Source organism: Mesorhizobium sp. 1B3, from assembly GCF_050958605.1.
GTDB lineage: Bacteria > Pseudomonadota > Alphaproteobacteria > Rhizobiales > Rhizobiaceae.
In genome coordinates this window covers 17,231-35,967 of record NZ_JBJHDO010000007.1, presented here as the reverse complement: position 1 = coordinate 35,967, position 18,737 = coordinate 17,231, and the positions used below count along the sequence as shown (strand labels likewise).

Genomic DNA, 18,737 nt, shown 5'->3' with positions numbered 1-18,737 from the left:
AGGAATATTGCTCATCGAACCGGAACCCACTGCCTGCCGTCAAACTCTACCGTTTCGCCCGTGCTCGGGTTGGTCGCTCTGGGGCGAGGCGCGCCGGCAGGAGGATTGTAAACCCGTTCAGGCCCTTCGCCGCCTGATGGCCTTGGTGGAAAGAGCGGGTTGCGATCGGCCCATTGCGCCAGCTCGTCGTCAAAGCCGAAATCAATGCGACCGCCATTGCGCTGCGCATATTCTCGGGCCTTGCCCGCTATCTCGATCCTGCGCTGATTGATCTTCCGCTGAATGTCGATGAGCTGCGCATTGCCTTCTGGCGTGTTGCCGAGGTTCGGAACCTGGTCGATGACGAAATCACGGTCGGCGTTCGAGAAGCCTGTCCCGAGAGAGCCGCCCATGCTGTCGAGAGCGGCCTGCTTGGACATCGCGTTGAAGCTTTCAATGTCTCGAATGCCCTCCGGGTCCGTAATGCCCAGGGCCGCGCCCCACCGACGCAACTGCAAGCTTCGATCGCCGCCAGCGCCGGAATAAAAACCAGGCTGGCTCATGGCGTTTTCCATGACATCGAGCGTGCCGAGGGCACTACGGGCAGTGCGGCCCGCGTCTTGAATACCCAGGAACGTCTTGCCGTAGCCCTCGCCTAGCGTCTTGTCATAGCCCTTTTCGGCCCCGACATTGACGTTGGTTTCGGCCCTGCCGGCCTGAGCAAGTCGGATCTTCTGCGCTTCTTCTGCCGGCGACATGACGTTGCTCTTGGCCCCGCCCAAGGGGCTGTATTGGGACGGGTTGCGGGAATCGTACATGATCCTCTGTTCGCGGCCCTGATCGTCGTAGATGGTGCCGATTTCCCAATCCGGTGTTTTGCTATTGCGATAGCCTTCGTACCAGGAGCGCAGCGCGTCAGTGTCGCGGCTCAGATACTTTGCCGTGCCCTGGTCTACGCCCTGACCGAGCAGCCATTCCTGCGTCTCGTTCCGGTCCCGGCGCTTTTCGTTGTTGCGCATCATCATGGCGGCCATTTGATTGTTGCGGCCAAGAGGATCCGCCATCATCAGGGCGATACCGATGTTTCCCAGCACGTCGCCCCAGTTCGAGCCCCCGCGGCTCGGCGCGGCCTGGCCCGCCGCGCCCATAGGCAGGCGGGTGGACATGCCGCCTGTTCCCTGTGCGGGAGGCTCCCCTAACGCGTCCAGCATTGAACGGGCTGTCGGCGTCCTGGTGCTCATGCCGCCCGTTGGCGATGGGCCTGGTTGCTGGCCGCCGCCTTGACCGTTCAAGAGGCCAGCAAGCCCGCTCCCACCTGTGAGAAGATCCAATAGCCCCGGCATGATCAGGCCGCCTTTTCTGCAATAATGAAGTCGACATATTTGACCGCGATATCCAGCGTATGCGTGTGGGTCGCGCCCGAGCCGGCCCCGGTCGTCGTGCCGGAATAGGTGTGCGTGTGGTTTGCGCTAATGCCGCCCGTCGTGCCTGAGACAGTGACGTTGTGGGCGTGAGCGCCACTACCCTGTATGGTGAAGGCCCGGAACGCGCCGGTCGGATTCGTGGAGCCCTGATAAGTTGTGTTTTCATCAATGTCGTTGGTAACGGCAGAGATGTTGCCCACAACCTGACCGGTGTTCGCCTGGAAATTGTGGCCATGGACGCCCTGAACGTCGGTGCCGCCGGTCCCTACAAAGCCGTGAGTGTGGTCGTTGCTAGCAGCGCTGGTGGTGCCCGCGAAGCCGTGCGTATGTGAAGGCATTTGAGCGGCAGTGATTGCCGTTGCCCCTACACTCTGGCTCGCGAATGCCGTGGTAAATGCCACCGTGCCGCCCGTCGTCACTGTCCCGTTGACGATTCGAAGGGCTGCGTTGTCGTGATCCGTGACCTTAACCCAACCGACCGGCGCCGTGGATTGCTGGAAAGGCAGCCGCGTGCCGGCAGGGAAGGCGTCAACCTTATTGCCGTCAATCGTTTTGTTGAGCGGCGCGTACAATATCCAAGCGCCTGTTCCGGTGTCGGCCGTGGATGAATAGACCAGCGTGTAGACGCCGTTCGCTTGCAAGTCATTGGCCGCAATATCAACATCACCTGAAGCTCCCATGGCGCGAATCTTCTTCGAACCGAGCCCATTGACGTTGATGGATGCGGGGCCGCTGTTGTTCGCCGCGGCGCGGAACGTCAGTTTCCTACCGTTGGCGAGCGAGGTGAACGAAGAATTAGCGGTGAGGAGCAAGGCATTGGCCGTGCCGGTTGCCGTCAGTGTCCCTGTGATGTCGTCACGGAACTCAGCGTTTCGGCCCATCATCTGACGGCCGCTGTCATTCACGGCATCTGCGAACATGCCCTCCCGCCAATCAATATCGGCATCGGCGGTGTCGTTCTGGCCTGCGGTTTTCGACCAATCATAAATGCTGCCTGGCATTTCAAATTCCTTCTTTGCGCATAGAGGCCAGCGCCGCGGCCTGATCGATCACTTCGAAGCCGAATCCGCTATCCAGCTGCCTGATGCCAGCTAGGCGGCCGGCGCGCGCATCGGAGACGATCCCGCCAATCGGCCGGCACTCGGTCTTGTGACGAAGCCAGAGGCCCATGAGTGTCTTTGTTGAGGGAACGGTGGCGATATCGGCCATGTTCAGGCCGCCACCCGTCGCGCTGCCCTGATGGCAGCCTGTCGTACGAATTCGGAAACGGTCACGTCGCGATTGAGGGCGGCCAACGAGATAATCCGTTGTTCCTCTGCCGAAAGACGGGCCACTACCCGTCCTGCCATTGCTTCACGATAGCGCATGTCGAATGCTCCGTTTGATGCCCAAATGTAGCACCGCGAAGCAGGAAAAACCAGTTTATCTACAATGCCTTATAGTGTTTCTACTGATGTCCCCTAATGTCCAGTAGTGTCCGCTGGCGTCAATTCTCCCGATTTGCTTAGTTCACTTTTGCGTGAAAGCAAGATATACATATTTGATGAAAGTATGGGGCTCACGCCGCAGTCCCACATGATCATGTTTGAGAGGGATAATAATGGACAACGATCAGACGAACCAGGAGATCATGGGAAAGTCCAACCAAGACTTTCAGAACTTAGCGGACCTTGGCCTTACCGGCCTGCTCGTGGGAGCTGCTATATCGACAGGTGCTGGCCTCCTTGGAGAAGGCACGAAATCCGCTGCCGGTGCTGCTTGGGAGTACATCAAGAGGGAAGGGCCGGTGGCGCTGCGGGTGCTAGCTACCTGGCAGGACGGAAATTGTCCCTGTGTGGCGTTCGAGTTCTTAAACCTGACCGGCCACGGCGCGTACATTGAGGATATGTGGCTATTGGAACCGGCGCGCAACTTCTCCTTTTATGTCTGGCACCGCCCTCGCGCTGAGATCGGGGGATTCGGCCAAAAGATAGAGAGCCCGTGGGTAAAATCGGCTGATCGGTTCCCGATTTATGTTCCTCCGCTGGCAAAAGCTGAGATAGGCATTCGCCTAACGGATGACGCAGCAAAGCTCCTGTCGAGCAATCTGGTAGCGAACATTCAATACAAATACTCGGTCGTGGGAGGGGAACACGCGGCCGTGGCGCCCGAGAAGTGCGTAAAGAAGGTGAGTTTTCGTATCCGAGCAGCCGGGCCGGCATATATCCCGAAGCCACAACAAAACCAGTAGCGAGCCGGGCGCTCTTTTTCGCTGCTGATCTTTCTAATGAAACGACTAATGCTGTGGCTGGCGCCTGCCGGTACGGCTACGAGGCCACCCGCCCTGCATTTGCACGATAGTGGTCACATGTCACGCGGAGCCGCATACTGTAGCTCATGACGGTCTGGTGCATTGTCTCCATATCCTGGAGAAGCGATCGTCACCGCCGACACTACTGCGCTCAGCGAGGCTCGTCGTGCATATTATTCGCGCTTCCAGGCCGAGTGTCGCAAACATCTTGCGCGCATTTCGAGATGGCGCTGCTCACGCGCCGTCTACGGGAGGCGCATGAGGCCACTCGATATGATGCGGACTGTTCAGGGCGCGGTGGAGGCCGATGGCGCTTTCGCCGGCTCCGATTCCCCCACACCCCAATCCATCCCGCTTGGCATATCCAACTTGCGGCGCCTGTTCTCGTGAAAAGCGTTCATCAGCCCGCCCAATGGGAAGGTTCGTCTGTGGGCCCGCCTAAGCTCGACCATGGCAAGGCTCGCTGCACGAGGTGCTTTTGACACCCTATCAGGATCTCGTGACCGCCCGCCCACAGAGAAAGCGCCTCCAGACATCGCCATAGATAGTTCGGAAAGGGCATCGTCGACCACCACGGCGTCCTTTTCGCGAAGCACTATGCGTAGGTCCTCGTACAGCCCGTCAATCAACGCCTGACTTCCGTAGATCCGGGCTTCCTGCACGCGCTGATCGGCATCATCGGCGAAGTCCGTTGCCCAATATTTGGAAGCGATTTCAGCCGCTGCGGCCATGGCGTCGCACATCTCGTCACACCTCGCAGTGCGTTCGTCGCGATGGAACTTCCAAATGTTGAAGAAGAGGGTGATGCTTGCGCCAATGAGCGCCCCGATGAATCCAGAGAGGAGCAACGACACGCTATTGAACAGTTATCGGCGCTGCCTCGTCGATATATCTCTGGGCCGTGCGAGCGTGATGTTGGAACCTATTGGTTTGGGCAACCACGCGCAAATGCCTCTTGATTTGTGAGCGATCGAAACCTTTGCGGATTAGTCCGCCGAACGCCTCTTCCAAGAACGAAGATCCGTAGCCAGCCACGTCGTCTAAGACCACCGTGACTACGCCGCCGGACGTGATAGCCTCTTGAAGCGCACGCGCTAAAATGGTGTCGCGAAACGTCTCGCCGCTAAAGGGGCCATCCGCTGCATATCGGGGGCCTGGGTACGTCGTGTAATCCCGGGCAATACTAATCGTCCTGTCCATAGCTTCACATTCTACAGATCGAGCGTCCACTCAACAAGGGTGCCACCAATCGGGTTCCCATACGCTAGCATCTGGGGCCTTTTTCCAGTCTCCCAAACGTACTCACCGTTCCTGCTAATAATTCTTAGTCTACCATGTCTAGCCCGCTGCGCGACCTCGACCATTGTGTGGAGGCCCTTACCATGCTGCGGGAGATTGGTCTGCGACTTCGCGATTGTCATCGCTAGGCGTATCGCATAGCCATCGTTCGAGAAATGCTCAATCGGCTCGGTGAGCCGCAACCTGGCTAGGATCTTTTTTGCCCGCTCCTCGACTTTGCCCCAGTGTTTCCAATGCGGTAGACTCACCGGGATTGAAATGCCTTGATCGAACACGGCGACGGTAACCCGACCAGTGGCAGTATCCACAGCACCGGTGAGCCACCAATTCCGTAGGGGCGGGTAGTCCCAGTCATGGTCCGCAGGGTATGCCCAGCTGTGCGAATTCAGTATCGCCTCGAACATCCCACCGTAGGGTTCGGCCGCGAGAAGTTTCTCGCCGAGTTCGTCAGGAAGGAGCTTCGTAAGTGCTTCCTGCAGCTTCCCAACCGGCTTGCCGTCGGCTTGGCTGCCGGAAGTGAACTTCTGAATTATGACCGGTGACGTCAGCCCGCCATCAAGGGCCGGTTTCTGCATATCAAGAAATTCATGGAAGCCCACAGATCTCAAGGTCCGGCGAACCTCGGGGGCCCAAAGATGCTCATTGATTGTATGAAGCTTTTGGCCTGTGATTGATTTGGCCCGGTGATACAGGGCCGCGAGGATCAGACCCGCCGTGGGGCTAATGTATCGCATCGTTGCCAGGTCGTAGTATCGTGATATCGGCTTCCCCCGAGCGCCCTTGCGCCCCTTTCGATCAACGCGTTGGACCGCACGAGACAGAAGATTTTCACGCATCTTCGCAAGAAAAGTGAGCGTCTCCTCCGCGTTTGAATCGAGGCAGAAGACCTCTGGCATGGGAATGGCTTGGAGCGCTCGGCCACGATATCGGGAGCCGTCTCGCTCCAGTACGACCTCTCGTCCCGAATTGCGGCTTCTGTTCCTTTCTCGTCGCCATTCCCTCCAACGGATCTCACGAGCATGGAGACGCGCCGCCCTTAGTTGAAGCCAGGCCTGGTGAGAAGCCGTGACCTTCTTCAACGAGCCACTCCACAAAAGCTTTGCCTCGGGCAGCGAAATCGGCAGGCAAGATCCTCCGAAGCCGCGGGGCCGTCCGGCCCGGCTGTCAGCAATTGAATCTGCAAAAAAACGTCGCCCCCACCTTGTCCCCAAATCGGATCTAATCTTGCCGGCGATGAACCGCAATATGGAATGGGCTGTTTGAGACTTTTTGGCTAAGGGAGGCACAGTTATCCTCGCGGCCGGTTCGACATCGCAATCAGCTTGCCATCACTGACCGCGGGCGATTGATATCGCTCGCGCCACATCTGACGCGCTATCGCCGGGATAATCGAGAGGATTTTAACAGACGGCCTCTCTGCAGCCCAATCTAACAGATCAAGCTGCGCTGGATTCCCCACCCGTATCTTCATGATGCAAGCCTCTGCTGCTCTTCGATCATGGCCTGCGTTAATTGCCCTGCCATGAGCTTTAGTCGGAAGTAACCAACGACAGACGGGCTGAAACCCTTGAAGGTGGACAGCGTGGCCTTAAGCTCCTCCTCGTTGTCGGGGACGGGAAAGGGCACGTGTCCCCCGATTTCAGCGCCTGAAGCACCAATCCTGCCTTCCTTGGCTCTGAGGTACGAATTTTTGGGCGCGGGTCTTCTGGTCGAGTGCCCGATTTGCGTTTCGGGACCTCCATCTTGCTTGCGCAAGGGTGCTTCCTGCCCTGCACAGGACGGAGGGGGGTGAAGTGCTCTACCTTGAGAAGTGTGGGCTTCTCTCGATGCCCTTCCCTCTACGGTATGCACGGAATAGACACTCTCCGGAGGTGTGATGTAACGCTCTCTAGGACGGTGTGATTGGGTAGTTTCCGTAACACTCTGGGGAGGTGTTATTTTGGGCTTCTGCCTGTACCTGGCGACACGATCGGCGCCACGTTCGCGATGCCATTCGGTATGTATAGCCACATGGTCGCGAATGGCTTCCAGGTGCGGGTTTTCGACAGTATAGACATTCGTGCGGCCCCGCTTCCTCGGCTCGGAGACATATCCACGCGTCTGGAGCCTGCTTCGGCTGCGAGATACCTCACTCTCTGAAAGCTTGGTCATAGCCCGCGCTCGCGCCATAACTAGCCATGCCTCACGTTTAGGCCACGTCATAACGCTCACCAATGCGCAAATCAGCTTCAGGTCATTCGGCTTCATCTGCGGATCGGCATTGACCGTCTCGATGAGGGAGAACTTGAAGGCGGCCCTTGCAGTATCTGCTGCTTTGTCGCGATCCTTGCTCATAGCACGCCCTCCAGCAATTCCCGCTGGAGAGCGGCGATAAGACCTTTGATAGCGGACGGGACGCCGTCCACGGGGAGCTCCGGCCGAAAGGCCGGAGCGATGTCGTGATGGGGCGCCGTCATGATGGGATTTCCCCTTGACGACGCTTTTTCCGAGATGGCTTCTTTCGCCACGCGAGCCAGCGGGCAGCAGCGTCCCGGCCGCGGAACTCGTCTTCATCGCGGACGGAGATGGAAGGCCGCGCGCTAAGTCGTGCGCGGCGCCAGTCGAGCTTGCGCTTGCTCATGCCGCCGCCCTCCGCTTCTTACGCTCCTCATTGTGGAGCTGGCGGTGATGCAGACGGCAAAGCCATTGCACGTCCATTGGCCGGTCATAGTCCGGGTGATGGGCGTCAACCTGGGTTTCTCCGCAGATCTCGCAAGGCTTCTGCTCAAGCAAGCCGCGTTTCAGAGCGGATCGCAGGGCCTGTTGCGCCCAGACAGCTTTAGGGTTCTTGACTGCCCACCGCTGCTGACGGGACAGCAGCTTATCTTCGGTGCGATCCTCACTCATGGCACACCGCCAATCCTGCCAGATGGCAGACAACGCGGGCCGTCTCAATCCGCAGCCGGAAGCGGGAGGCGACTTTGCGGGCGGCGTATTCTGGAGCGCAGATTTCAATTGCCGCAGGGGCGACGGTGAGATAGGAAGAAGTCGCGATAATTTTTCCTATTCCGCCGTTCCCGATGCCAGTCGGGGCGGCGGTTTCGTTATGTGCAATCATGCACTCACCCCCTCTCCGCCGAGGGGAGGCTTTCGACGTAACGTCTCAGATCCTCGACTAGTACCAGCGAGCGCTTCCCGCTCTTCCGAGGTGTGATCTTCTTTTCGCGAAACAGAACGTAAAGGCTGCTTCGTCCTATGCCGATCATAGCTGCGGCTTCGGGAATTCCGACTGCAATTGGGGTTGTCATAGACTTTATCCTTTCCTGCACTCGACTGGATGTCAGTGCATGCGGAAAGAATCGCAGTTCGAAAATCCGCAGCCAAGACAAAGCGTTAACATAGAAATCCGCCAGAACCCCGGCAGGAAACCCGCAGGTGCATGTTTGCGCAATTAGGTTGCGAGAATAATCCCGCAGCCGCAAGAATCTTGCGGAGAGCTATTTCCGCAGCCGCTCTCTCACTCTACGGCTGCGGAATTCGGGATTGTCGTGCCAAATCGGGAAGGTTTAGCTCCGACTCGCTCCTGGGGCCGGGAGTCCTCCACGCGGGTGGCCGGTCTGCGGCATCCCACGCAGGCCTATAGACAGTCGTAGTGATGCCCGGAAATCGTCCCTCGTCTGACGAGACTATGTTATATAGCTCGTCGCGCTCATATCGTCGGCAACGATCCTCTTTCCATTCGGCGCAAAGAAACTCGATATATTCCTTAACCTCGTCCTGACTGTATTGCCGTCGAGGAGGTTTGGAACTCTTGGCAAGCGCTGCCTTGTTTTTGCGTTCACGCAGGAGAGAGTCAAAGCCCTCGCGCTCTACGAAAAGGGGATAGTAGAGGACCGCAGCCAGGGGGTGACGATGAGGATGCACGTCGGGACTAGGGGCGGCGCATATCTTCATCCATTCCGCGAATTGGTCCGCGCTGTTCCAACGATGGGCCGGCAAAGTTTCAAAACTCCCCTCCGGCAATTGAACCGCTGTCTTTAGCCTTTCCCAAGCGCAATGCTCGCGGAGGCTGAGGGCTACATCCCGAAACTTTGGCTGGTAAGCAATCCTGGCCTCTTCGTCTGGCCAATCATCACATGTCGCGCGACCGAGCAGATTTATCGCTCTTGCTAAGAAAATGTGCTCCAGAGCATCGAAGGGCCATCTATCAGGTTGGGACCAGAAAGCGTTGATGCGGCCTCGTTCATGGGCCTCTGTAAGCTTTGCCAAACGATCTAACGCCATCGCAGCACCTTTGCGAACGCACCTTTCGGGGCCGCAGGGAAACCGGGAGGTGCTTCACCGGCTTGTCGGATGGCCGTCCTACCCCTGCGGGTTCGAATCTAGGCCTGTCCGGCGCGTAGGGGGATCACCTTACGCTCATCGGGATCTACCAGCGGGACAACGGCGCCCGCCGCCAAGCTGTCCAGAGCGTCCACGATGGCAGCGGCGTAATGCGCCTCGATCATCTCGGAACTGGTATCGTGCAATGCCGCCACAAGGCGCACGGGCAACCCGGCCCGCAGTTGCCTGACGATGGAAGAATGGCGAAGCGCATAGGGAACGACATCGGCCGATAGGCCAGCCTTTTCGATGATCTGCTGCCAAGGGCGGGTTAACTCTGAGGCATTCAGCCAAGGCCCGCGACGATCCCGAACCCATTGGGGACGCCCGTTCGCTCCCGGCACCTGCTTGTGTCTCCAACGCTCCAATAATGGTTCCGCACCGCGGCGCCCTGCGATGGCGGGACGGAGTTCCGCAATCACGTCCTCACCAACGCGCACAGCTATATGCGAGACCTTTTTCTTTCCTCTGCCTTTGCGGCTTACTGGCATCATGAGCCGGCCTTGCGCGGCTTGGACATCGGCAACACAGTTTCGGCGAGCCTGAGAGAACCGGCCACCTGTGGCGGCTAGAAGCACAACAAGGCGCAGTAAATCGCCTTCCCACCCTTCGGCCTCGTCTACTTCTCGGGCAGCCTGGATAATTCGGCGGATCTCAGCATCGGGGAGGGCCTGCTTGTCCCGAGCGGTCGGGGCGCTTGCTTCCCCGGCTTTCAGGCCGTTCTTGATCACCAGCGGGATTTCAGCGGCGAGATTTTTGCGATGCTTCAGAGCGCCAGCGTTCAGGGCTGCCTTGAAGTCATTAATCAGTCGTTGAACCGTGTCCTGCGCAAGGTTCGTGGAAAGTCCGCTTTTCCATTTCTCAAGGTCGGTTTCCGTCAAAGCGTGAAGGGCTATTTCGGCAATTTCGGCCGATAGCACGTGCTTGGTGAGCCGGTTTTTCGCGTCCCGCTTCTTCGGGGCTTCCCCAGTCTGGCTTTCCTCACGGGCTTCGCGGGCGCCAATGTAGGCTTCAACAACAGAGCGGACGGTTGCGGCGGGCCCGTCCTCGCTAGCCCTTGCTTCCGCCTTACGATCCTTAACGGTTTCCAGTGCGCGCGCTTTAGCCTGGTCGAACGTCAGGCAATCTTTTCCGTCTGCTTCTAAAGCATCATCGGCCGCGCCGATGGTCTCCTGTTGATACTTCTGATTTCCGACATACCAGCGCACGAGCCAACGCCCCGCTCGCTTGCCTTTCCTGTACCCAAGATGGACATCGGCATTCAGGCCGCGCCAATGCACGCCCTTGCTCAGCTTCGATCTAGCGTTCCGCGTCGAAACTGCCGCTTCGGTCAGTGTCTTGGACATTGAGCCCCCAAACCCGTCAAATATGCGTCAAATATATAGCCACGTATGGTTGCGGACAATAGCGGACAGCGTGTGAACGGGAGCGGAACAGACAAAAAACATTGGCGGAAAACTGCGGACGGGTCGGTTGTAAGTCAGGCGCCCTCTCACGGCGCAAACAGGGGTTCGATTCCCCTTGGGCGTACCATCCCATTTTCAATGATTTGGGTCTCTACTGCACGTCGTCCAAGAGTGTGCAGCGGTTTTGGGTGGACGACATGCATAAAAACAACAACTAAAGCATGTCCAATATGGCGATGTTCGCGACTGTGGTGCTTGGGTGAGACGTCTCCCGGAACCACGGAGGTCTTCCCCGATCAAGGAAATAAATCAGAGGGCGAATTCATTCAGGGGAGTTGATCACGCGGGTCAGTGAGCAGGTGAGCCTCAATGCCCTCGCGGTCGTCCTTGCGTGTAACCGGCACCAAAATTTCACGTCGAATCCGGTGATCCTCTTTGATGGCGCTGCTGCCCCCACGCACTACGCCTCGTCGGCCGAGTTAACGTCGGTCATGGATCCAAACAGCATGAGCGGTGCGGCCATGGTGTGGTGTCGATGAGGACCGACAGTCGCGAGTCCAACGCCGTGGATTTCACGTTTGCCGAGGTTTAGGCGGCGGCGATGTCATCGACCGTGACGTTGAGCGCCTTCGATTTTCCTGGGGACCTCCAGCGAAGGCCCTTCTTGCCGTTTTCGAGTTCCGACAGGTAGGCGGCCGTGATCTCGGCGGCGGCGAGTTTGACCCCCTTTGAAGGAGGCCGGAGACGCATCCGATTAGTATCCGGCGCTTTAGGCCGATTTCTCTACCCGTGACGGTTCTCCCCCGGAGGAAAGCTGCCTATACCAACGGCAGGTCGTGCTGGTCGACACCGATTTCCAGCTGGCGTGCGGCCTGCTCGTAGAGACCGGTTAAAAGCCGCAGGGTCTCAGCCGTCTGGTCCAGATCGACATCACTCCCGGCCAGGCGCGCAATCGTGCGCACAAGATAGCGCGTCCGCACCTCCTTATAGCGCGCCAGGAGCGCCTGGCCGGACTCGGTACATTTGAAGAATGTGTCCTTGCCGGATCTCGTGCTGGTGACGAGGTTGGACTTGGTGAGTTTCTTGATCGCGTAGGCGACGAGATGGGTATCCTCGACCTTCACGGCGAAACACACGTCTGCGATCCGCTTCGTTCCATCTCCGTACGAGATCATGTGCAGAACGAGCAATTCGAAAGGGGAAAACTCTTTTCCGCCCGCAGCCGCGCCACACCGGCCTACCCATTGCTGAAGCGCATTGAAGGCGACGATCAGGGAAAGTTCGAGCTGCGAAAGCCCGGGTGATGTTGTTTGCACGAGTTTCTGAATCTCGCTTTCTGACAGCCGTGGCGACACGTTTCCCCTGCCGTATCCGATGAAACATCCCATCGTTTAGCATTCGCGCCAGGCCGACACAATTTGCGACCGTTGACGAATCGAGCCGGGGGATCACCGCCTGCTCGCAGCGATCGCTTGCAAATCATCCTTGATATAAAAAGAAGTTGGAGTCAATATGCCGTCACTTAGACGACAAAATGAAGATACCTTAGTTGGAGAGGAGAAGTCATGCGTTTCAAGCCGAACTCGGAAGCGCTACGAAAGCTGGCCTCGCAAGAGGGGCTGGAAGCTATCGTGGCGATGAGCCCGGAGAACTTCACTTACGCGTCGGGCGCCTTCGTCCTGACGGTTAAGATGATCCGTCCGCGCCAAGCTTTCGCCGTCCTGCCGGCAAAGTCGGACCCATTCGTGATCGTTTGCAGCATTGAGGAGTCGCTGACCCGTGACGAAAGCTGGATCGACGACATCCGCACCTATACGGAATTCGTCGACGTCCCCGTCGATGTGCTGGCGGATCATCTGAAGGAGGCAGGCATTTCGAGCGGCCGGGTTGGTATCGATCTCGCCTACCTGCCCGTGACCAGCTCTGAGCGCCTGAAGGAGCGCCTGCCCGGAGTGACGTGGGTGGACACCACTGACGTGATTGCGGCGGTCAGGTCGGTCAAGGGTGCCGATGAAATCGCCATTCTGGAGAAGGCGACCAAGGCGACCCACCAGGCGACGCTCGATGCGATGGCGGCGAGCAAGCTCGGAGACAGCGAATTCGCCATGGCCAAGCGCATCGCCAACAACATCATCGACTACGGTGCAGATGGTACGTTGTTCATGTGCTTCGGCAGCGGCGAGCGTTCCCTGCAGCCACACGCCATCGCGCGCGACGACGTGATTCCCCAGCCGGGCGACATCATCCGCTTCGATGTCGGCGGAACCTATGGCGCCTTTGCCAGCGACTTCGCCCGCACCTACTCGGCAGGCGAGCCGACCGACCTTCAGCTCCAGATCTATTCAGCGTTGATCGCGATCGAGACGGCCGTCATCGACGCCGTTGCGCCGGGCGTGCTGGCCGAGGATCTCTTCTATCTGTGCCGGGACGAGTTCAAGAAGCACGGCGTAGCCTTCCACATGCCTCACATCGGACACAGCTTCGGCGTGGAACTGCATGAGGATCCAATGCTGCGCCCCGGCGTGAAGACGCCGTTGCGTCCCGGCATGGTCATCAATATCGAACCGGTCGCGAAGGACGGTCAGGGCGGGCTCTATCACACCGAGGATTTGGTCGTCGTCACCGAGAACGGGTTCCGGCTTCTGACTCTCGGCCTTGCTCCGAAGGAACTGCCGGTCATCGGCCAGAAGATCCGGTAGGCACCCAGCATCCCCGAGTAAGAACACTCGTCAGATTCTGTAATGAGGAGGTACTGAATGTCTCGTGTTTCCATGGTGATGCTGGCACTTGCTGCCTCGGTTACGATCGCCTTCAGTTCGGCTCACGCACAGACGATCCGTCTGGCACATCACCACGCCGTCGGTGGCACGGTTGACAAGCTTGCCAACAAGTTCGCCGAGCTTGTCGACGAGAAGACAGACGGCCGGGTCAAGGTTCGCGTTTTTCCGGGCGCCCAGCTCGGTCAGGAGCGCGAAGCCTACGATCTGGTCAATCAGGGGGCTGTCGACGTCTCGATCACGTCGCCGGCCATTCTGGAAACGGTCTACCCGGCCATAGCCGTAACATCTCTGCCGTTCAGCTTCCGCGGCTGGGACCATGCGCGCGAGCTCTACAAGGGCGAGTTCGGCCAGAAGCTTGCCGAGGGCGTGCGCGCCAACAGCAACTCGACGATCCTGGGCTACGCTCATCTCGGTTTCCGCGACCTGCTTTTCGTCGGCGAGGCGCCGACGACTCTGGCCGAGATCAAGGGCAAGCGCATGCGCTCGCCCGAAAACACGGTCTGGATTCGCATGTTCGAGCTGATGGGCACCAGCCCGACCCCGGTCACCTGGGGAGAGGTCTACAGCGCCATGCAGACCGGTATCGCCGAAGGATTGGACAGCCCTCCGGCGACGGCCATCGACATGAAGTTTAACGAGGTGGCGAAGTCGCTCCTCAAGACGAACCACATGTTCGGCTCCATGGTCGTGGCCATCAACACGCCGAAGTTCGAGGCTCTGTCGGCGGAAGACCAGGCCCTCGTTCGCGAGGCCGCCGTGGAGGCCGGTGACTGGTCCGACCTCGAAGTCGCCAAGGTCGAAGAGGCCGGCGCCTATGACCGCCTGTCTGGGCTCGGGTTGAAGATCGTCGGCCCTGCTGACGCGCAGGAATGGCGCGATGCGATGAAGCCGCTCAACGATGAGATCGCCGCCCGGCATCCGGACATCCCCGACTTCATCAAGCTGATGACCGAAGAAAACTAACGGTCTCCCGTCGATCAGGGATTCTGCCTTCATCTTCCTCGCCGCCCTTTTGCGCCCATGAGCGGAAGGGCGGCTGATCACAGATGGTGGTCTGGCAGGAAGAGGGCGCAACTGCGCCTTCCCAGGGAGGGCAGTTTCCCGTGATGACACGGGCTGGACGGCCATTTGGAGGAGACGACGGATATGAGAAGCGCCGGTTTTTGGTATGTGCTCGGCCGCGCCAATGCGGTTTTCATGTTGGCGATCCTATCGCTCACATTCTCGCAGGTTCTTCTGCGATATGTTTTCAATCACCCGGTCACATGGATCGAAGAGATTTCCCGATATCTCTTCGTGTGGATCGTGTTTCTCGGCTCCGCTACCGCGTTCCGGGTCGGCGCCCATATCAAGGTCGACATATTCGAAGGCCGAGAAAGGCCGGTATTGCAGTTGCTGCGCGCGCTGATCACCGCAGGAGCGCTGGCGCTCCTGCTTTGGTCCGGCTTGCTCGTGGCATGGCGCAATCGCGCGACCCCCTCATATACACTTCCCGATTTCCCCGCGGTCCTGTTCTACGGCGCGGTTCCTGTCGCAGTTGCGCTCATGCTCGTCGCCCTGTGGCAATGGACGTATGAGAACCGCCCGGTTGAGAAGAAGGACTGACGTCAGTGGAAGCTCTCGTCTTGTTTGCATTGCTGATTGGCCTGCTGCTCGTCGGCGTGCCCGTTGCCATCGCGCTCCTGCTGTCGGGCGCCGTTTCGCTTTTGGCCTCCGGAATCCCTGTCAACATCCTGGCCGAGCGGATGCTGGGCGGCATCAACTCCTATACGCTGATGGCGGTGCCATTCTTCATCGCCGCCGCCGTCATCATGAACCGCAGCGGTGTCACCCGACACATCCTTGATTTCGCCTACTGCCTCATCGGCCACCGGCGCGGCGGGACGGGGCACGTCAATGTCCTGGGGAGCCTCTTCTTCTCGGGCATGTCGGGATCGGCGACTGCCGATGTGGCCTCTCAGGGACGCATGCTCATCCCACGCATGATGAAGGAAGGCTATGATGCCCCGTTCTCGGCTGGCATCACTGCTGCCGCGTCCATCATCACCTCGATCATCCCCCCCTCGATCGTCATGATCATCTATGGCGCGATCACCAACACGTCGATTGGCGGCCTGTTCTTTGCGGGGATCGTACCCGGCTTCATGTTGTTCACGGCATTGATCGGCCTGGTTTTCGTCCAGGCCAAGCGGCGCGACTATCCGCACGGCGAGCGTTTGAACTGGAGCCAGACCTGGCCGGTCTTCCTTAAGGCCCTGCCGGCGCTGCTTGCTCCGATCCTGATCCTGGGCGGTATCCGCTTCGGCATCACGACCCCCACGGAGGCAGGCGTTGTAGCAGCGGTCTATGCCATTGCACTCGGAATTCTCGTATATCGCGAGTTTTCCATCTGGAATCTCGGCGAGATCCTGCAGGAGGCGGCCGTCGCGACAGCCGTTCCGATGTTCATCATTGCTTCCAGTGCGATCTTCGGATTCGCGCTGTCGATCTCCGGCTTCGGCTTCGTGGTCGGCGACTTCATGAAGGACGTCACAACGAACCCGATTGTCTTCATGCTGATCGCGCTGGCGTTCATCACCGTGGTGGGGCTTTTCCTAGAATCGACCTCCGCACTGCTTATCTTCATCCCGCTATTTGCACCGCTGGCAACGGCCTACGGCGTGCCGGATATCCAGTTCGGGATCCTTATGATCATCGCCCTGATGATGGGAACGCTGACGCCGCCGGTAGGCCTGCAATCCTTCATCGCCTCCGACATCGCCGGCATCAGCATCCTGCGGATCGATATCTGGGGCGCAATCCTTTGCATCCTGTTGATATCGCTGCTGGTCATCTTCGTCCCGTGGATCACGATGTATCTGCCGAGCACTTTCATCTAGTTCCGAAGCGACCTGGGCAGACCCGACGGGAACAAAGCTCGCGTCCTTGCGCTTGGCCGCAGAAGCGACCCCGGCCTAATTCCCCAAGCACGAAGAGAATTTCGACGGCCCCCGTCCAGTTGTGCCCCCAACGAGACGGGGGCTTATTCGGCTGCCGGAACTCGCCACGAGACTGTCCAGCGCGATAGCAACGTCGGAATCCACTTTGAAGGCGAAACAAATATCGGTCATAATCGCCACCTCAATTGTGTAGGTGCAATTCATCGCCGCATCATTCCGGCCGGTACCCCGTCTCTTCGAAACCGCTTACAGGTCCGCCCGGCCTTGTCTTAAACTGGCCGCTCGGATCTTCGTCCCTGGGCTCGCTGGCCGCTTCAATCTTGGATGCCGAGAATGAAAGTTCTGCAGACGATCGCTATTGCGCTTCTGGTTTCGGGTTGTGCGGCGTCGGCACGGCCTGCGCCCCCGAAAGTTGATTTCGGGCCCGAGACGCTAAGCCTCATCAATTCCTACCGGGCGAGCCGAGGGCTTCCCCCTCTGGCATCACAGGCCGCTTTGAAGGCTTTGGCGAGGCAACATAGCCAGTACCAGGCCGCTCGGCGCGACCTTGGCCATCAGGGTTACGACCGAAGGTTGGCCCAAGCCAAGGCTGCGGGCTTCAGCGGGATATGCGTCGAAAACGTCGGGTTTGATCATCAGAACGCTCAGCAGCTCTTTTCTGGATGGAGGGGATCCACCCGCCACAACAGGAACCTGCTTCGACCTGACATGCGTTATGCAGGAGTTTCCGTCATTGGCGACTACGCGACTTTCTTCGCATGTCGATAAACGTCTGACGGGCCGATTCTGGCGGGCGCAATGATCAGCCCCGCATCATCGAACGGAGGATTGCCTGCATGTGCTCTTCACGGTCGAGCTCGCCGCGGGCCTCTACGGCCAATAGATACTCCGCCTTTGCCCGGCGGTCACCTCGGCTGTCAGCGGAATAGGCGCAGACGGCCAGCAGCGCCTGCTGTTCGATCCGGTCCACCTGCTCACGCTCGTGCGCTGGGCTGCCGGGTCGCGGAAACACCCGATGGAATACCGCATAGGCCCTTTCATGCGCTGCGATCAACGCCTGCAACTCCGGCGAAACCGTCTCCCCTCCAGCGGATGCCGGTTTGACGGCGGCCGCGGCGCCGGTAACGGCGAGTAATGCGCGGCGGGTGATTCCGGGCATATTGTGTGTCCTTTGGTCGATTGCGCGAAATGCACCATAGCATTGCGGGACTGGTACGGTGAGATGCCCTAAGTCGTGGCGACATTCTCTGCTGACATAGGGCGGTCAGTAGACAAGAATTGGCAATGGCAGTCCCAAAATTCTTGGACTAATTTAAGTTGAGAAGTACAGATCTTGGCGTTAATTGCAAAACATCTGTCGCTTCTCGACACGTTACGTTGGGGAAATTAGTCCAACTACCGCCCCTCGACGCAAGCTCGGCCGACTGACGGCCAGCGTGAATAGCGTCGAACAGACAGCAGTTAGCCACAAGCCATGAAAGCGCGCGCGGGAGTGCATCCTGCGCCACGCTTGGATTTGTTCCAGGAGGACGACTGATTGTTCTATGCTCTCGTCATTTTCATCGGCGCCCACGTCTACACGATCGACAAGGATCTGACGTGGGATCAATGCCAACGTGCCGTGGCGATCAGCGTCGACGCGGAAGTCATGGAGTGCGTGCGGGATCAGGAGGTGTGATCAGAGCCGGTTGCGAACTGTTGCGATGCCGCACCGGGGCGCTCCACCGGCCTGCATTATCATTTGCCTTTTGTTCTTGAATGGCACCGGTTCTAGGAATGCCTTCTCACTATCCGCCGCATTTCCTTGCCGCAACTCGGCGCGCATCGGCCCTGTCCGAGTGCGCGCTAATGGGGACGGCAGTTCACCCCGGCAGCGGCTATCCCTTGAACACCTGTTCGTAGATGGACTCTCCGGAAACCGCATCAGTGACACCTTCACCCACTTCCTCGAGGGTGTGGCGGAACTGGTCGAGGTTGGCGATCATCCGAGGCCGGCATGCCGCCAGGTGGTCGTAGCTGTCCCACTCCCCGATCGAACAGTAGGACCGGTCTCCGGTCTTGATGAGTACGAACCTGCGCAGACCTTCGAAATGGCGATCGAGCCCGAGAAAAGTTGTCCTGAACGCTTCTTCCTGGTCCAGCTTTGCGCGAAAGCGCACGACACTATAGGCGGCCATGTTCTTCTCCCGTGGTTCATAAACGAATTGAAAAACAAATTTGCTCAACGTAACTGAAATTGGCAAGTATATAATTCAGAT

At 58.8% G+C, this 18,737-nt stretch carries 24 protein-coding genes; 7 read left to right on the top strand and 17 right to left on the bottom strand.

Annotation, left to right across the window (positions count from 1 at the left end; translation table 11 throughout):
• Positions 1-11 precede the first annotated feature (11 nt).
• The 4 genes from ACCO56_RS19250 to ACCO56_RS19235 all read right to left on the bottom strand — a co-directional run bounded on the left by ACCO56_RS19250 (position 12) and on the right by ACCO56_RS19235 (position 2,770).
• The gene (locus ACCO56_RS19250; RefSeq protein WP_433642456.1) at positions 12-1,127 is read right to left on the bottom strand and encodes a hypothetical protein; all 1,116 of its coding nucleotides are present in this window, start codon (positions 1,125-1,127) and stop codon (positions 12-14) included.
• 197 nt (positions 1,128-1,324) lie between these two features.
• A complete protein-coding gene (locus ACCO56_RS19245; RefSeq protein WP_433642455.1) occupies positions 1,325-2,404 on the bottom strand; it encodes a hypothetical protein in 1,080 nt (359 codons plus the stop codon).
• Between the two features lies 1 nt (position 2,405).
• Complete coding sequence (locus tag ACCO56_RS19240; protein ID WP_433642454.1) at positions 2,406-2,612, bottom strand: hypothetical protein; 207 nt, start codon at positions 2,610-2,612, stop codon at positions 2,406-2,408.
• 2 nt (positions 2,613-2,614) lie between these two features.
• Entirely contained in the window at positions 2,615-2,770 is a 156-nt protein-coding gene (locus tag ACCO56_RS19235) for a hypothetical protein (RefSeq protein ID WP_433642453.1), read from the bottom strand.
• A 233-nt stretch (positions 2,771-3,003) separates the two neighbouring features.
• Between ACCO56_RS19235 and ACCO56_RS19230 the strand changes: the two genes are divergently transcribed.
• A complete protein-coding gene (locus tag ACCO56_RS19230) occupies positions 3,004-3,633 on the top strand; it encodes a hypothetical protein (RefSeq protein ID WP_433642452.1) in 630 nt (209 codons plus the stop codon).
• 347 nt (positions 3,634-3,980) lie between these two features.
• Here the strand turns inward: ACCO56_RS19230 and ACCO56_RS19225 are convergent, their stop codons facing one another.
• The 11 genes from ACCO56_RS19225 to ACCO56_RS19175 form a co-directional block, all read right to left on the bottom strand.
• Positions 3,981-4,547: a hypothetical protein gene (locus ACCO56_RS19225; RefSeq protein WP_433642451.1), complete on the bottom strand. Its 567-nt coding sequence runs from the start codon at positions 4,545-4,547 to the stop codon at positions 3,981-3,983.
• 1 nt (position 4,548) lies between these two features.
• Positions 4,549-4,893, bottom strand: a complete 345-nt coding sequence (locus ACCO56_RS19220) for an STAS-like domain-containing protein (protein ID WP_433642450.1) — start codon at positions 4,891-4,893, stop codon at positions 4,549-4,551.
• 11 nt (positions 4,894-4,904) lie between these two features.
• Positions 4,905-5,888 (bottom strand): hypothetical protein, encoded by a 984-nt coding sequence (locus tag ACCO56_RS19215; protein WP_433642449.1) that lies wholly within the window; start codon positions 5,886-5,888, stop codon positions 4,905-4,907.
• Between the two features lie 571 nt (positions 5,889-6,459).
• The gene (locus ACCO56_RS19210; protein ID WP_433642448.1) at positions 6,460-6,747 is read right to left on the bottom strand and encodes a hypothetical protein; all 288 of its coding nucleotides are present in this window, start codon (positions 6,745-6,747) and stop codon (positions 6,460-6,462) included.
• 575 nt (positions 6,748-7,322) lie between these two features.
• Positions 7,323-7,448 (bottom strand): hypothetical protein, encoded by a 126-nt coding sequence (locus ACCO56_RS19205; protein WP_433642447.1) that lies wholly within the window; start codon positions 7,446-7,448, stop codon positions 7,323-7,325.
• A 160-nt stretch (positions 7,449-7,608) separates the two neighbouring features.
• Entirely contained in the window at positions 7,609-7,878 is a 270-nt protein-coding gene (locus ACCO56_RS19200; protein ID WP_433642446.1) for a hypothetical protein, read from the bottom strand.
• A complete protein-coding gene (locus ACCO56_RS19195) occupies positions 7,871-8,089 on the bottom strand; it encodes a hypothetical protein (RefSeq protein ID WP_433642445.1) in 219 nt (72 codons plus the stop codon). Before ACCO56_RS19195 ends, ACCO56_RS19200 begins: the two co-directional genes overlap by 8 nt.
• 4 nt (positions 8,090-8,093) lie before the next feature.
• Positions 8,094-8,279 (bottom strand): helix-turn-helix domain-containing protein, encoded by a 186-nt coding sequence (locus tag ACCO56_RS19190; RefSeq protein ID WP_433642444.1) that lies wholly within the window; start codon positions 8,277-8,279, stop codon positions 8,094-8,096.
• Between the two features lie 1,074 nt (positions 8,280-9,353).
• Complete coding sequence (locus tag ACCO56_RS19185) at positions 9,354-10,700, bottom strand: tyrosine-type recombinase/integrase (protein ID WP_433642443.1); 1,347 nt, start codon at positions 10,698-10,700, stop codon at positions 9,354-9,356.
• 648 nt (positions 10,701-11,348) lie between these two features.
• On the bottom strand, positions 11,349-11,510 hold the full coding sequence (locus tag ACCO56_RS19180; RefSeq protein WP_433642442.1) for a hypothetical protein: 162 nt from the start codon (positions 11,508-11,510) through the stop codon (positions 11,349-11,351).
• 68 nt (positions 11,511-11,578) lie between these two features.
• A complete protein-coding gene (locus ACCO56_RS19175) occupies positions 11,579-12,115 on the bottom strand; it encodes a winged helix DNA-binding protein (RefSeq protein WP_433642441.1) in 537 nt (178 codons plus the stop codon).
• A 210-nt stretch (positions 12,116-12,325) separates the two neighbouring features.
• Here ACCO56_RS19175 and ACCO56_RS19170 point away from each other — a divergent pair, with 210 nt between their 5' ends.
• The 5 genes from ACCO56_RS19170 to ACCO56_RS19150 all read left to right on the top strand — a co-directional run bounded on the left by ACCO56_RS19170 (position 12,326) and on the right by ACCO56_RS19150 (position 17,247).
• A complete protein-coding gene (locus ACCO56_RS19170) occupies positions 12,326-13,459 on the top strand; it encodes a M24 family metallopeptidase (protein WP_433642440.1) in 1,134 nt (377 codons plus the stop codon).
• A gap of 57 nt (positions 13,460-13,516) precedes the next feature.
• The gene (locus tag ACCO56_RS19165) at positions 13,517-14,503 is read left to right on the top strand and encodes a TRAP transporter substrate-binding protein (protein WP_433642439.1); all 987 of its coding nucleotides are present in this window, start codon (positions 13,517-13,519) and stop codon (positions 14,501-14,503) included.
• 183 nt (positions 14,504-14,686) lie between these two features.
• Positions 14,687-15,145 (top strand): TRAP transporter small permease, encoded by a 459-nt coding sequence (locus ACCO56_RS19160; protein ID WP_433642438.1) that lies wholly within the window; start codon positions 14,687-14,689, stop codon positions 15,143-15,145.
• 5 nt (positions 15,146-15,150) lie between these two features.
• Positions 15,151-16,419, top strand: a complete 1,269-nt coding sequence (locus ACCO56_RS19155; RefSeq protein ID WP_433642437.1) for a TRAP transporter large permease — start codon at positions 15,151-15,153, stop codon at positions 16,417-16,419.
• A 384-nt stretch (positions 16,420-16,803) separates the two neighbouring features.
• Positions 16,804-17,247: a CAP domain-containing protein gene (locus ACCO56_RS19150; RefSeq protein ID WP_433642436.1), complete on the top strand. Its 444-nt coding sequence runs from the start codon at positions 16,804-16,806 to the stop codon at positions 17,245-17,247.
• Between the two features lie 34 nt (positions 17,248-17,281).
• Here ACCO56_RS19150 and ACCO56_RS19145 read toward each other — a convergent pair whose 3' ends face one another.
• On the bottom strand, positions 17,282-17,638 hold the full coding sequence (locus ACCO56_RS19145; RefSeq protein ID WP_433642435.1) for a hypothetical protein: 357 nt from the start codon (positions 17,636-17,638) through the stop codon (positions 17,282-17,284).
• 378 nt (positions 17,639-18,016) lie between these two features.
• On the opposite strand from ACCO56_RS19145, the gene ACCO56_RS19140 reads away from it, so the two are divergent.
• A complete protein-coding gene (locus tag ACCO56_RS19140; RefSeq protein ID WP_433642434.1) occupies positions 18,017-18,157 on the top strand; it encodes a hypothetical protein in 141 nt (46 codons plus the stop codon).
• Between the two features lie 199 nt (positions 18,158-18,356).
• On the opposite strand, the gene ACCO56_RS19135 is transcribed toward ACCO56_RS19140, so the two are convergent.
• The gene (locus ACCO56_RS19135; protein WP_433642433.1) at positions 18,357-18,656 is read right to left on the bottom strand and encodes a DUF718 domain-containing protein; all 300 of its coding nucleotides are present in this window, start codon (positions 18,654-18,656) and stop codon (positions 18,357-18,359) included.
• Positions 18,657-18,737: the final 81 nt, after the last annotated feature.

Coding starts and splice junctions, on each gene's coding strand:
- ACCO56_RS19250 (WP_433642456.1), bottom strand. CDS start 1,127: ATGGGCGCGGCGGGCCAGGCCGCGCCGAGCCGCGGGGGCTCGAACTGG.
- ACCO56_RS19245 (WP_433642455.1), bottom strand. CDS start 2,404: ATGCCAGGCAGCATTTATGATTGGTCGAAAACCGCAGGCCAGAACGAC.
- ACCO56_RS19240 (WP_433642454.1), bottom strand. CDS start 2,612: ATGGCCGATATCGCCACCGTTCCCTCAACAAAGACACTCATGGGCCTC.
- ACCO56_RS19235 (WP_433642453.1), bottom strand. CDS start 2,770: ATGCGCTATCGTGAAGCAATGGCAGGACGGGTAGTGGCCCGTCTTTCG.
- ACCO56_RS19230 (WP_433642452.1), top strand. CDS start 3,004: ATGGACAACGATCAGACGAACCAGGAGATCATGGGAAAGTCCAACCAA.
- ACCO56_RS19220 (WP_433642450.1), bottom strand. CDS start 4,893: ATGGACAGGACGATTAGTATTGCCCGGGATTACACGACGTACCCAGGC.
- ACCO56_RS19215 (WP_433642449.1), bottom strand. CDS start 5,888: ATGCCAGAGGTCTTCTGCCTCGATTCAAACGCGGAGGAGACGCTCACT.
- ACCO56_RS19205 (WP_433642447.1), bottom strand. CDS start 7,448: ATGACGGCGCCCCATCACGACATCGCTCCGGCCTTTCGGCCGGAGCTC.
- ACCO56_RS19200 (WP_433642446.1), bottom strand. CDS start 7,878: ATGAGTGAGGATCGCACCGAAGATAAGCTGCTGTCCCGTCAGCAGCGG.
- ACCO56_RS19195 (WP_433642445.1), bottom strand. CDS start 8,089: ATGATTGCACATAACGAAACCGCCGCCCCGACTGGCATCGGGAACGGC.
- ACCO56_RS19190 (WP_433642444.1), bottom strand. CDS start 8,279: ATGACAACCCCAATTGCAGTCGGAATTCCCGAAGCCGCAGCTATGATC.
- ACCO56_RS19185 (WP_433642443.1), bottom strand. CDS start 10,700: ATGTCCAAGACACTGACCGAAGCGGCAGTTTCGACGCGGAACGCTAGA.
- ACCO56_RS19180 (WP_433642442.1), bottom strand. CDS start 11,510: ATGCGTCTCCGGCCTCCTTCAAAGGGGGTCAAACTCGCCGCCGCCGAG.
- ACCO56_RS19170 (WP_433642440.1), top strand. CDS start 12,326: ATGCGTTTCAAGCCGAACTCGGAAGCGCTACGAAAGCTGGCCTCGCAA.
- ACCO56_RS19165 (WP_433642439.1), top strand. CDS start 13,517: ATGTCTCGTGTTTCCATGGTGATGCTGGCACTTGCTGCCTCGGTTACG.
- ACCO56_RS19160 (WP_433642438.1), top strand. CDS start 14,687: ATGAGAAGCGCCGGTTTTTGGTATGTGCTCGGCCGCGCCAATGCGGTT.
- ACCO56_RS19150 (WP_433642436.1), top strand. CDS start 16,804: ATGCCGAGAATGAAAGTTCTGCAGACGATCGCTATTGCGCTTCTGGTT.
- ACCO56_RS19145 (WP_433642435.1), bottom strand. CDS start 17,638: ATGCCCGGAATCACCCGCCGCGCATTACTCGCCGTTACCGGCGCCGCG.
- ACCO56_RS19135 (WP_433642433.1), bottom strand. CDS start 18,656: ATGGCCGCCTATAGTGTCGTGCGCTTTCGCGCAAAGCTGGACCAGGAA.